The sequence below is a fragment of the Flavobacterium sp. LMO8 genome (genome assembly GCF_009495755.1).
Lineage (GTDB): Bacteria > Bacteroidota > Bacteroidia > Flavobacteriales > Flavobacteriaceae > Flavobacterium.
The window spans coordinates 369,317-382,803 of the sequence record NZ_WIBJ01000031.1 but is presented as its reverse complement, the minus strand read 5'-3'; the positions used below and the strand labels follow the sequence as shown (position 1 = coordinate 382,803).

Genomic DNA, 13,487 nt, shown 5'->3' with positions numbered 1-13,487 from the left:
ATTAAGTAATCATCGATCTTTAATTAAATTGAAAATTTAATCTAATATCTTTTTTTGGTGTTGTAATTTGTTTTCTTAATTCTTTTTCACTTTTAAAAAAATATCTAAAGGCATCAGATTTGGTAAATTTTTTAGAAAATATATCACATTCAATCTTTACAAACTTTACTATTTTTTTATCTCTCACTTCTTTTAAATCAGCATCAATATTTTCTTCTTTAAAAGTTTGATCATCAATTATAGGTGTAATATAATAAACCTTATTGTTTACAATTTCAAACATTCCATTAGAACATTTATCTGTAAAAAAATAGAAACTATTTAAATCAAAATCATAAACTGAAAAAATTGATTTCATAGATCCTAAAACATCATATCTCATGTTTTTAAACAAACTAAATGCAAAAAAACAATTATCATTCGTTGAAAACTCAGTAATAATGTATTTTTCTTTATTGAGAACATAAACAATTTGAGAATCATAATTCTCAAAATCTATACTTTCTATAAAATTTTTAGTATTATCACTCTTTTTAGTATTGAAAATAGGAATTGGCAATAATTCTAAATCTACTTTTTTTGAAACTGTATAAATGGTTTCTTGATAATTATTAAGAGTGTCAGGATTATTTTTATAATATTCATAACACTTTTCAAATTCTGCTTTAGCCAATTTATTTATGCCTGTTTTATTGATAATAATCTTATCCTCTAATTTTTGAGAATATGAAAATCCAAAACAAGTAAGTAAAATAAAAAGTGTTATTATTTTTTCCATTTTAATAAATTTTAATCCACTAATAATCAAAATACCAGTTAAATAAATCGCTTCTTAGTCCAATAGAAAACCAAGTGGTATTCGATTTAACAGTTGCCGCAGTTTCAGCATTTGGGTCAAAGTTTCTTAATAGTACATTTCCAAAAACTTTTAGATTATAAGCTGGATTTACTACATAACCCACTTGTAAATCTGCAATCATAACCGTTGTTTTATTTCCTTGTGCAATAGAAACTCCGGTGTCGTAAGGGCGATTTTCATCGTAATCTAAATAGATATTTCCTCCGTAGTTGAAGTTATCGGTTCCGTTGTTGAAATCAAATCCGCGTTGGCCGTAGATTAATTTCGCATCTGCAAAATATCTTCCTCTATAATAACGAGCAATTGCCACGAATTCTCTGAAATTAGCTCCCCATAAATGCCCCATACTTTGGTTATTGTGACCATAATTGGTAATAGGATCACTATGCGAATAGACATAAGGACGCACTTGATTGTATTCTACTTGAAGTAATAAATTTTTCACCTTGAACGCATCGTAATACTTAGCTCCTATTTGGTAAGCAAATTTATTTCTCCAACTTTGATTGCTTTCTTTTACATCTCCAATAGCAAATTCGTCAATTAAAAACTGTCCGTAGAAGTTAATACTATTATTCCATTTGTATTTTGATGTAAGACTTAGCAAGGCATTTCCTGTTTTTGACGACGAGCCAAACTCAACCGCTCTGTAGAAAATTATTGGATTTACAAAGTTGAAATCAAATCCTCTTTCGTTAGTATCAGTCCAAACTACGTTTTCAAAGAAACCTAAATTCCATCTTTTCGTTACATTCCAACTTAAATAATGACTTGCCATGTATTTTGTAGCGTAAGTTCCGTCAACTGTTGCTAAATCACGCACATCTTTTAGCCACATGTAGGTATTCGTATACTTGATTTTCCAAAAATTAGTATTGATTTTAAAATACGGATATGGACTAGCCGCATCACTTTGTAATAGTGAGCGATAACCATCACCTAAGAAATTTCTTCCGTAACCCAATTGCATATTAATGAATTGACTAGGAGTGAATTTAATATTGGCTTCTGCTAAAGGAAAATCGTAAGCGTCTTCTTTGAATCGTTTTGCAATACCAATTCCAGGAATAATTGCAGGATTTCCACCTGAAGGGCGAATACTTTCTGCATAAGCGTTGTAATAATCTGCAAATCTTCCTTGACTTTCATAAATTGAAGTCGTAAACGTTAATTGCGAACCCAAACCTCCATTTACAATTATACCTCTTGTATTAACAAATGTATTTGAAGCTTCGCTTTCTGTATCTTTTCCTAATCTGAAATCGAAAATTGGATTTAATGTAAACCAATAATCTTCTCCTTGAATAGCTACTACATTTTCATTCCACAATTTTCTACCCCACCAAGATTCTTTTTTCTTAAGAAATGATTGATTTGCTGTTTCTAAATCATAATATTTAGCTACTTCATCATACGAATATGGTTTTGAAGCTGTGTGATTATTACTTCCGACTTGATTCATCAAAGCATCGAAAACACCATAATTTTGATGTGAAAAATGCACAATTCCTTTACTTTTGAATTGCGGATTTTCGAAAGGTTTAATTACTAAATCATCATATTCAGACAATTCTTTTTTGTTTTCGATTAAAACCGTATTCGTTTTTGCATATTTGGTTGCCAAATCTTTTTGCATATTTGGTGCAACTAACGGAATATTGATTTTAATCGAAAACTTAGCATACGTAGGTTTTCCCGAATATGTAGCTGGTTTTATTTTTGGTAATGATTCAAAAACACGATTTGCTTCTTTTTTTAACGATTCGTGTGCAGCATCGGTATAAATAACTTTGAAATTTCCGATAGTATCTACCTCAAAAACTGCAATTACAGTCCCTTTAAAATTTTGCTCTTGAAGTTCTTGCGGTACTTTATAATTTGTGTAGAAATAATTCTGAATCGTATTGTAAAAACACGTTTCTTGTTGTTTTCCGATAGCATTTTCGCATTCTGGAAATTTTGGAAATTGTTCGTTTGATGAACTTTGAGCAAAAGTTGTAAATCCGAAAACTAACAACAGTAAACTATATATTTTTCTCATAAGATATTTTTAATAATCGCTATTTGAAATTTCACCATTTGCAATTGCTTTTGCAGCCGATGTTCCAATTCTTTTTACACCCAATTGTACCATTTCAACCGCTTCTTCATATGTTCTAACTCCGCCAGCTGCTTTAACAGGTAATGGACAAGAGTTTTCAAGCATTAATTTTATGGTAGAGACAGTTGCTCCGTTTGGAACACCATCTAGCGTTTTATAAAAACCTGTTGATGATTTTACAAATACTTTATCGTATTCTTTTTCGCTGAAATTAGCTATTACTGCATTCTTAATCAATGCTGATAATTGCACAATTTGATGATTATCCAATGCAGCTACCTCAATTATCCATTTTACAATTTTATTGTGGGCTAAACCTAATTTTGTTCCTTGAATAACTTGCTCTTTTACAACACTAATTTCACCTCTTTTAAACGCTTCATAATCTACCACGAAATCTAAATCATCAGCGCCATCTTGAATTGCTTGTCTTGCTTCCTCTAATTTTTCTTCAAGAGTTCCGTTTCCTAAAGGAAAATCGATAACCGTTCCAATGGTTACTTTTGAACTCGCTTCTTGAATCATTTTTTTTGCCAACGCTACTTTGTCTGGGCGAATCATGATTAGTTTAAAATCGTTGTCGATAGCTTCTTGAATACAATTCACCACAACTTCAGTATTCTCTTTTTCAGAAAGATTCGCCTGAGCTGCTGTTTTAAGATAAGTAGAGTCTAAATAGTGCTTAATGTTCATTTTACATTGAATTATGAAAGTGTAAAAATAAAAAAATCCCATCGAAATGGGACTTTTTATAGTGATTATATTTATTTTATTTCATTCTGAATCCAACTGGAATGCTATATTTAATTTTTACTGGTTTTTTACCGTGCATTGCAGGACTCAATTTTGGAATTCTTTTAACTGCTTTTTCGGCTGCTCTTTGCATGGTTACAGTTGCTCTTTTATTGTCTAAAGCTTTTACATTAGTAATAGCACCACTTTCATCAATAACAAATTCAACTAAAGCAACACCTTGTCTTCCATTTTCTAAATCGCTATCTGGATATACCAAGTGTTTTGCAATTGCTTTTGCCATTTGCTCATCAAAACATTCTTTTTGAGCTGCTCTACTTAACCCTTTGCAAGCTTCAAACATTGGTAACTGCTCTACTGAGAAAACAGTTGGAGTTACAGTAATTTCTCCACCATTATCTTTTGGATTATCTGTAGGAGTTGTATCTGTTTTAGGATTATCTGCTGGATTGTCTTGAGTTGCCAAAGGAGTTTTATCTTCCTCTTTTTTTGGCTCGTCTTTAGTAGCTTTAAAAACATGAGCTACTTTAGGAACTTTTACCACAACTGGCTTAGTAGTTTCTACTGGCTTAGTTGCTGGAGCCGGATTGTACACAAATGTTGGTTCTGGATAAATTTCGATTGTATGGTTATCTGTAATTACTTTATTTTTATTCTCAAAACTAAATTCAAGAATAAAAAGCACTACAACCATTGTTGCAATTAAACCAACTTGAAAATAGATAAAACTATTTTTGGCTCTCTTCGGGAAATCAACATTTGCTTTCATAATAGATAAATTAATAGTTAACACTTTGTTAATTAATCTATGCAATTTATGTGCCAAAAAAATCCCAACTTAAAAGTTGGGATTTTATATTATTGTAATTTGAAAGTAATTGGCTGACTGTATTTTACTTTTACAGGTTTACCTCTTTGCATACCAGGTTTAAATTTTGGTAATTTTTCAATTACTCTTTTTGCTTCTTTCTCTAAAAGTTCTCCTCCTTTAGGACCTCTAACTTGTACATTTGAGATACCTCCGTCTTTATCAATTACGAATAAAACAGAAACCCTACCTTGTACACCATCTTCCATAGCTCTTTCAGGATATTGTTGATTTTTCTTAATGTGTTTTGCCATTTTTTCCATAAAACAATCTAAACGTTTGTTTTTTGCAACTCCCTCACAACCTGGAAAAACAGGAACATCTTCGATAACAGCAAAAGGAACTTCTTCGTCAATTTCTTCAGCTGTTCCGCCCTCGTCACCATAGTCAGATGCTTGAGTTACTACAACTGGTTTATTTTCATCCACTTCAGTAGTTTCAATTTTTTTATCTTCAATAATTTCTTTGTTATCTACAATTTGAATTACTTCTGGAGCAGGTGGTGGTGGTGGTGGCAATTTTTGTACTGGAGGCATTGTTAAGATTGCCTCTTCGTCTTCAATAAAATTATCTGTTATATCTAATTTTTCAACCTCTACTCTTGGATCTTCTGATTTAAGCTCAATGCCAACGTAAGTTAACAATAAAATAGCCGTAAGACCTACAAGAAAATATAGCGAACTATTTCTTTTTGGATCAACATTAGGGTTTTTCTTTACTTCCATAATTTTAATTTTGAGGTGCTAATATAGTTAATATTAGAAATGTTTTAAAAAAATTTACTAAAAATTTTATTTTTTACCCAGTATAAAGTTATAAATCCTACAATTGCTCCTAACGAATTAGCTAACGCATCGTAAAAATCAGCTTCTCTGGTTTTGGTCAATACTCCTTGTAAAATCTCAATAATTATGCCATATAATATTGCAAAAGCAACAATTAACAAATCGTATTTTATTTTAAAATAAGATTGTCGTTTCACTAAGCCCCAAAACACAACAAATATCAAGTAAAATAAAAAGTGTACTGATTTATCGTTTCCTGGTAAATTTACTTTAGGAACTGTATTAAAGCTTACCAAGCTTGCAATTGTAATTAAAACAGTCCAAGTAATAGCAAGACTTAAAAAATTAAGCTCCGATAAGCGCTTTATAATCTTCACTTGATAAAAGTGCATCTACTTCAGAAGCATCAGAAATTTTCACTTTTACCATCCAACCATCTCCGTAAGGATCTGTATTTACTTTTTCTGGATCTGACTCTAAAGAATCGTTAAACTCAATAATTTCTCCTGATAATGGTAAAAATAAATCTGAAACTGTTTTAACAGCTTCAACTGTTCCAAACACTTCGTCTTTATCTAAAGTTTGATCTAAAGTTTCTACTTCTACATACACGATATCTCCCAATTCTTTTTGAGCAAAATCTGTAATTCCAACAGTTGCAACATCGCCTTCAATTGAAACCCACTCGTGGTCTTTAGTGTATTTTAAATTAGTTGGTATATTCATTTGGTTATATTTTTTTGACGTACAAATGTAATTGTATTTATTGAATTGAAAAAAAGGTTTTTGTTATTTTTTTGTATAAAAAAAACAACCATTCAATATTAGATTTTGAATGGTTGTTTTTCATTTTCAATTTATATTGTTTAATTACCGAAATTATATCGAAGTGTAAAACCTCCCCTGATATTTGTAGTTGGGAAAGATGTTGAAATTACAGCTTGTGAGAACTGATGATCGTAAAAGAAAATAGCCGTTAAATTTTTACTAAATGAATAATCTGCTGTGAATTTTATAGACCATAAGTCTTGCCCACCTCCTAATTGATTATTGTCATAATCTAGATATCTAACAATTGTATTACTCTTTCTAAGTGCAAAATCAGCTTTAATGTTTATATCACTTTTTATAATCCCTGAAATGTTATCAGCTAATGCAGAACTAAAAACTACGTCTTTAATTCGATATCCAATTCCTATAATATATTCATTCCCAGTCACTTCTGTAAGTAAATTATTATCAAAACTCATATTAAAAGCTCTGTCTTTTTTAATTTCAGCCAATATTTTAATTGAATTTTTCATTTCAAAATCTAATCGAACTAATGGATTAAACTGCTCAACTAAATTTACATTTGAAACAATTTTATTTGCATAAAAATTTCCGTTAGCATCAACTGGAGCTGTATTTAAGTTAGATCTGAATGAATTCACATTATAAGATGCTCTATAGCCATGTTGCATAGAGAACCGTTTAAAATTATCTTTAAACCATTTATAACGCATCAATCCTGTATACTTTATTGTCCAGTTTGGTAGTGGTGTATTTCTAAAAACTCCTGTTGAAACCTTATCAGCGTTTTGTCCTGAGTAGGCCGCTAAAAATGAAGGCAATAAAACTTGCTGACTGTTTTTTCCAAAACCAATTGGAAAACCTTCAGAATCCCGAGGGAATAAGTTCCCATTATAATAATCTGAAGCTAATCGATTTGCCACTATTAATCTGTTTTCTCTTAAATCTTGAAATGCTTGAGAAAAATTCACATCACTTTTAGAAAAAGAGGTTTTAATTAAAATTGTTGAAATATTAAAATTTCCAAAATCATATGGCGCCCGCGAATTATAATCATTTCCAGTTACATCATATTGTTCTGAGAAATTATATGTATAAGAACGATCTGCATTTAAATCAATTTTTAAATCAGGAAATACTTCTAGTTGCGCAGTTAAGCTTATTTTTTTGTTTTCAATTTGTGTGAAATTTTGATTAAATTCTGGATACGAAGTTAACCAACCATTTTTAGCTGCTTCATATCGAACATCAGCCTGACTTCCAAACACGAAACCAAGTGTTGGCTTAGATGAACCAAAAAATCCTAACCCTGGCAAATACCCTGGTAATATTGTACCTTTATTTTCAGTATAATTAACTTGAATGTTTTTTACGCTTGTAATGACTCCTATTAAACCAGACATAAATACACTTCTCTCATTTGAAACATTAGTATTAGTAGGAGCGGGAGTGACTTTTTGTCCAGGTTTAGGTGCCTCTTGTTTAAGCTTAGGTTTTTTCTTTTTTGATTTTGTCTTTGTCAATCCAACATACTTATAAAAGGTATCCATGTTAAAAGCTGTATTCAATCTATGAGAACTTGCATTTTGAATTGTGTTTCCTAATTGATATCGTGTTCCATCTTCCGCCTCAATAGATGAAAAAGCATCAGAAGAACGTTGCCAATTGTAATCGCCCGTATAAGTATATGTAGATTTTATAAAACTAAATATTGGTAATTTATTTATTGGCAAGTCATAATTTACAACAAATTGTTGATTATGTTGATTAGCTTCTCCAGTATTCCAATAATCATCCCATATATCCAATCCATCAACTGGAATATTATTTTCATCTAAATAATTACGCACAATATTATTAGAAGAAGCGGTATAATTTACTCGTAATGATTTGGTTATATTATAATTAAACCCATATTGATAATTAAAGAAATAGTTTCTTCTGTATAAATCGCCAAGACCTATTCCTTGAACATCAACTAGTCTAAATCTTTGCTTATTAAACTGTCTTAGAATGGTTGAACTAAAGGTAATATTTGTTGGTAAGAAATTAAAATTAAATTCAGAAAGTAATTTATAATAATTGCTTTTCTTAAAAATCTTAGTGTTTTTGAAAGGTTCTACGGTTAACGGTTTAAATGTGTAAGCATAATCAACAGTTGATCGATTTTGCTGATCTATTAGATTTTCAATTTCATAATCATGATGTTGTGTTTCATTTAACGAATATGACAATGTTAAATTTTCAATATCATAAAAATGAGGTTTTTTTTCTGCATTCTTTTCTTTTTTAACTCCTATAAAATTAATACTAGTTCGCTTAGTATAATCTATAGCTCTGTTTTCAATATTTGATCTTTCATTAGCATCTGGAGTCAAATCCAACAATTGTTGTAATTCAATATCTTGATAAAACGGATCATATTTTGGTGTAATTGTTTCTTCTCCAACGCCATAGTTAAAAGGCAAAACAACTCCCCATTTTTTTGGAAACAATTTTCCCAAATTTATATTAGTTACGACATCATATTGAAACACATCTTCTCTACTTCTCTCGTTTGGCCCTTGTTCTAAAGAACCAAAACCTATTGTGCTTACACGTGTTGTAGCGGATACAGTTGCAAAATCCGCAACATTAGAATCTAAATTTACTACTGCTGCATACCCTCCTTTATTGTCCATATCAGACATTCGAAGTTCATTAAACCAAACTTCTCCTCTTTTTATTTGTCCTGTCTTGTTTTTTATACCAATCATCAAAGTTCTAACCAAACCAAAATTTGGATTTCCTTTAATACCAACATTTAATCTGTCATTTGAACTTCCTAAATCTTGTTCATTTAAGAAATATATACCATTTACATCAGGAGGACTAAGTGTATTTGCTATTTTTTTAGATTTTAATGCCGTTAATAAACTAAGAGATAAATCAATCTCATTCTGATCTTGCCATATATTCTCTGCAGATTGATCACTATATTGAGATAATTTTAGTGGCATCTCAACCTGATAAAAATTATCTGTAAAATCATTTCCAAAACGAATAAAAGCTACCAATTCATCATCGGCTAAATCTGATTCTGCAACAGGAGGGTTAGACCCTGGTAAAGGCAAAGCTTCTGCATGTAAAAACATACGTAATTTTTTATATTGACGCATATCAACATTTACGTTTTTAAACACAGCTCTTGAGTCACCTGGCTCTAAACCATTTATTAAACCACCTTGATTATCATAAACTCGTAATGATAACGATTGCTCATTCTGATTAATTACGGTATTATTATTATACAATTGTTCTCTAACAACCCCTGGAGGTGTTACATATTTAAATGGTTGTCTGTCCCCATTTTCTTGAATATTTAAAGCTACAACATCAAAACCAGTAAATGGATCTGGATTAGGGGTTGTAGTTGGATCATATGGGTCTGTTGCATCTAATGAACTAGTGTATCTTCTCCATTCACCTCTAACTAGATCTAACGCACCAAAACGCATCGTGATTTCGTCTTTAAACCCTGTCATATACATACGCATAAAACGGATTGATCTAAAATCATTTATTGGACCAACTTTATTTGCATCTGTAAATTCTTGTATAGGTATTTTATATAATATCCATCTAGCATTTGCAGTTTGCCCATTAGGTAAAACATCTGTAAATTTTCTAGAATCTACAATATAATTTTGTCCAATAGGGACACCATTATCTGTATCAGGGTATTTTAAAATATCAACTTTAAACTTAAAATAAGCATTAATCGTATTCATAGTATTATCACGATTAACATCTTCTACATCAGGAAAAGTTGTATTTCCTCTATTAGTATCGGTTACATTAACTGGAGAATTCCCTTCAAAACCATTATAATTTTTGTAACGAGAAACGATATCACCAGATGTATTTAAATAAAACTGATAATTATCTGCAGATGGATCGACTTGGCCAGCAAACGCGGGGAATTTTAGTGCTTCGTCAACATCTGTTAATCCATCAAACCCAGCATCTTGTACTGCTCTATTAGTATTGTTTGTGTCAAAAGCATAAATTAAAGACTGTGATGCAGGAACTTCTCCCCAAGAGGTTGAAACAACAGGCTGACTAGAATTAGATTCAGGCAATCCATTCTCATATTGCTTTCTTCCATCTCTTAAGGCATCTTCAGAAATTTCGCCTAAATTAAATACAATTTCACCTGTATTTGTTGGATCTGCAACATCACCAGGGTTTCCATAATATGGATCTAACATCCAAAATTGAATGTATTCTACATTAGACTGTTCAAAATTGGTAGAATTAATTGATCGCATAATTCCACCCCAATTATCTGGTGCTTCGATATCCCCAAATTGATTTGTAGGAACTAAAGTTGGATTAAAATTATAAGGCCCTCTATCTTTTGGATAATATGTTAAATCTAAGGTACTTATTACTGAAGATTGTCCCTGAGCTATATCGGTTGCTGGATATAATTCTCTACTAAATATCCTTCTTGTTTTATTAAAAGATAAATCTGCATCTGAAATACCCGAAGGAGGTTGAACATAAAACACAGGATCTATGGTATACCAAGAAAGTTTAGCTCTTTTATAACCAACACTTAAATCATCAACTGTCGATTCATTTGAGGTTGGATCTCCATCAAATGATTCTTCTAGAGGAACACTAGATAATGTCCAAGCAGAAGGACTTCTCATATCAATAGTAGATTGAGAACCTTCAAAATCATCAATATACGAAGTAGCTTCGCCATTAAACTGATCTGCTTTTGAAGCTCCTGGTTTTAAATATGCAATCTCTCCTCTTAATGAGATATTAGATGGTACATCGGTATCAATATTAGGTAATTTATTAACTAATCTAGTTAAAAGAGGCACTTCAGAAGAAAAATTCCCATTAAATCCAAAAATTGTATTGTTTACAGATTCTTGGCCATAGTTTGATTTTGTGGTAAACGGTCTTTCTGATAAATTCAACATTGTTGCATTAACAACAAATTTATCATTAAATTTATGTTCGACATTAAATCCCCAAAATCTTCTTGTTTGTTGACCAAAAACGGCGTTATTTTCTACCGAAACTTCTATTGGAGTACTTGCTAATGAAGGATCTAAAATATTTACCTTACCCATTTGGTAATTTACAGTATAATCAATCCCTTCAACCAATACCCTTCCGCCGGCAGTAACTACAACAGAACCCTGTGGCACATTAAATGCTCCTATAGAAATACCATCATTTCCTAAAGACTTGAAACGTCCTTTAAGCTGAAACTTGTTTTTTGCACTTTCTTGTAGCGCTGCAGCTTGAGTTGTTTTATATAGGTTTCTAAAAACGTATTTACTTTGATTACTGTTATAAGTTAAAGGATCATCATAGTTTTCGGCCAGAGATGTAAGGTCTAATTTATTAAACAAATGTTTTCCAAAAGGCTCCACTTTTAAGAATATAATCCTTCCTTTTTGCGCGTCAACAGTTAGTCCTTGATAAAAATCAAAAAAACCATCACCTCCTTCTTGCGGATCATTTGTATAATTTAATTTATCTAAATCGAACACTTTTAATAACGGAGTATCAGTCACATCGGCAGGTAAAAGATCAGTCCCTGATTGTGTAATATAATTTAACGGCGATGGGTCTGTATATAAAATATTTAATTTAAAATCTTCTTGTTGCAATTGATATGCTCCAGGAATTTGATAAATATTTTTCATCATTATATTCCAAGTTGGCATTGTAAAATATGGCCCAACTCCACCAACTTGATATTTATCAATAGTTAAATTACTTTTAAGCAACTTTAATATCAAAGCTTGTGAACTTGGAACACCTGAAGTATCCACATTTGTTGCATCAACTCCATCTGTACCAAATTCACCAACTTGATACACTTGGTCTCCAATTGTATACTGGTATGCAACTGCTAAGACCTCGTCATTAGCTAATCGTTGGTTTAATGAAATATATCCTAATTGAGGGTGATATGTATATTCTGAAGCAGTTAATTTTCTAGCATTTTCTAATTTTGCAAAATCAATACCTTCTGCCATACCAGCTACATTAAAGCCATTACCCGCTAATGAAACATCTCTTATTGAATTGTTTAAAAAATTACTCCCAATATTTGATGGGTCAAATTTATTATTCGCATTATTTGAAGGAGTATCGGCAGAAACATTGTAAAATGTTGGATTAACTCCTAAATTAATATGTACGGTTTCTTCTGGTAATACATTTGTTAGTGGAGATTCACCTATATCTTGCAAGGCAACAATATTTCGTAAGTTATTCTCTGTAGAATTAACTCTATTTTGCTTATTTGTAATCCACACTTCAATTCTATTAATTTGAACACGTGAATTTACAAATGGAAAAGTTGCAAGTGCTTTATCATATTTATCTCTAAAATACTGTGATAAAAAATAATGACGATCTGCATCATAATCTAAGGCAAACATTTCAAAATCTTGTATTGTTCCACCTCCTTGAGATGTTACTGACTTTGTTTGAGATTTTTGTTCAGAAAAAACTCCTGTAAATGTGGTTTTACCGAATTGTAATTGTGCTTTTACTCCAAATAAACTCTGCGCTCCTCTTATTAAAGAATTTGATAATGGAAAACTAACATTACCTACTTCAATTTTTTGAATAATATCATCTTCAGTAGGTGTATACTCTAACTTTATTAAATTTTGAAAAGCAAAAGTAGACTGCGTATCATAATTAACATTAACATTTAATCTTGTTCCTACTTTACCTTGTAATCCCACGCTAATTCTTTGATCAAAATCAAAACTAGTTGTTTTTCTATTTCTTGGAGAGAATGAAGGGTTATCCTGCTTAGTAAATCTAACACCTAAGTCTAGTTCTACTGAACCTGTAGGTTTTACATCAATTGTATTACTACCAAAAATTGCTTCAAAAAATTTAGAATTAACATAATATCTTGGCAATAAATCTTTCTTTGCATCTTCTGAACCTGCTTTTTTCCCATCTATTGCGGCAGATTTTTCTTGATAATATTTCCTCATTTGTTCACGCAAAACAAGCTCTTCATACTGCTTTGGCGTAAGTATCATTGGATAATTTATATTAAATCCGTCAACTGTGCTTGTATATATGTAACGATCAGAAGCGGGATCATATGTGTAGTTTTCCAAAACACTTGAAGGATTTGGCATAGATAATTTACCTAAATCAACACCTGTTTTAACAGTATCTTGTACTTCTTCGTCTACTTGTGCTTGTAGCGAAAAAGAAAAAAGCACACATAATAATGCAAGACTATATTGTAATTTATTTACTGCTTTTATATTATTTTGTTTCAAG

At 31.1% G+C, this 13,487-nt stretch carries 8 protein-coding genes; all 8 read right to left on the bottom strand.

The genetic code is table 11. The annotated features are described in order from the left end of the window. Positions 1-19 precede the first annotated feature (19 nt). The 8 genes from GFJ94_RS09670 to sprA all read right to left on the bottom strand — a co-directional run bounded on the left by GFJ94_RS09670 (position 20) and on the right by sprA (position 13,486). Complete coding sequence (locus GFJ94_RS09670; RefSeq protein ID WP_153201332.1) at positions 20-778, bottom strand: hypothetical protein; 759 nt, start codon at positions 776-778, stop codon at positions 20-22. A gap of 19 nt (positions 779-797) precedes the next feature. Beyond that, positions 798-2,900: a gliding motility protein RemB gene (locus GFJ94_RS09665; protein WP_153201331.1), complete on the bottom strand. Its 2,103-nt coding sequence runs from the start codon at positions 2,898-2,900 to the stop codon at positions 798-800. Between the two features lie 9 nt (positions 2,901-2,909). Further along, the gene (gene deoC / locus GFJ94_RS09660) at positions 2,910-3,653 is read right to left on the bottom strand and encodes a deoxyribose-phosphate aldolase (RefSeq protein ID WP_153201330.1); all 744 of its coding nucleotides are present in this window, start codon (positions 3,651-3,653) and stop codon (positions 2,910-2,912) included. Between the two features lie 76 nt (positions 3,654-3,729). Beyond that, positions 3,730-4,482 (bottom strand): energy transducer TonB, encoded by a 753-nt coding sequence (locus GFJ94_RS09655; RefSeq protein WP_153201329.1) that lies wholly within the window; start codon positions 4,480-4,482, stop codon positions 3,730-3,732. 89 nt (positions 4,483-4,571) lie between these two features. Further along, on the bottom strand, positions 4,572-5,306 hold the full coding sequence (locus GFJ94_RS09650; protein ID WP_153201328.1) for an energy transducer TonB: 735 nt from the start codon (positions 5,304-5,306) through the stop codon (positions 4,572-4,574). Between the two features lie 44 nt (positions 5,307-5,350). Then, positions 5,351-5,758, bottom strand: a complete 408-nt coding sequence (locus GFJ94_RS09645) for a VanZ family protein (protein WP_153201327.1) — start codon at positions 5,756-5,758, stop codon at positions 5,351-5,353. Next, entirely contained in the window at positions 5,712-6,092 is a 381-nt protein-coding gene (gene gcvH, locus GFJ94_RS09640) for a glycine cleavage system protein GcvH (RefSeq protein WP_153201326.1), read from the bottom strand. The genes GFJ94_RS09645 and gcvH overlap by 47 nt, the downstream gene beginning before the upstream one ends. A 140-nt stretch (positions 6,093-6,232) precedes the next feature. Further along, entirely contained in the window at positions 6,233-13,486 is a 7,254-nt protein-coding gene (gene sprA, locus GFJ94_RS09635; RefSeq protein ID WP_153201325.1) for a cell surface protein SprA, read from the bottom strand. Between the last annotated feature and the right edge of the window lies 1 nt (position 13,487).